At 66.4% G+C, this 357-nt stretch carries 1 protein-coding gene; it reads right to left on the bottom strand.

From position 1 onward, the window contains the following. Positions 1–357, bottom strand: a 357-nt coding sequence (locus SB660_RS19310; RefSeq protein WP_410583843.1) for a glycoside hydrolase family 38 C-terminal domain-containing protein, incomplete at both ends; no start/stop codon positions are given.

The raw sequence follows: 357 nt of genomic DNA on the forward strand, positions 1-357 counted from the left end.
AGTCGGTCTCCTGCGCGAACTCGAGCGTGCGGGATCCGGGGGCGAGCGTGATCGTCTGCGTCACGCGCGAGGACGAGAACGCGCGCGCCACGGTGACGACGGCGGATCCGTTCTCGAGCGAGACCGAGATGCTCTCGACGTCGGTGAGGTCCGTGACGCGGTTGCGGTAGAAGCGGTCGACGTCCCACGCGTCCCATTTGTTCGGGATATCACGGAACAGCTGTAGCCGGTTCCCCGCGGTACCGGGGGCGATCGTCTCGCGCCCTGATGCCGCATCGACGAGTGACACCAGAAGGCCGCGGCCTTCGATCACCGCGCGCACGACACCATTGTCGAGCACGTACCCTTCGTCCGATT

It is taken from the genome of Bacillus sp. SIMBA_005, from assembly GCF_046535585.1.
GTDB classification, from domain to species: domain Bacteria; phylum Bacillota; class Bacilli; order Bacillales; family Bacillaceae; genus Bacillus; species Bacillus pumilus.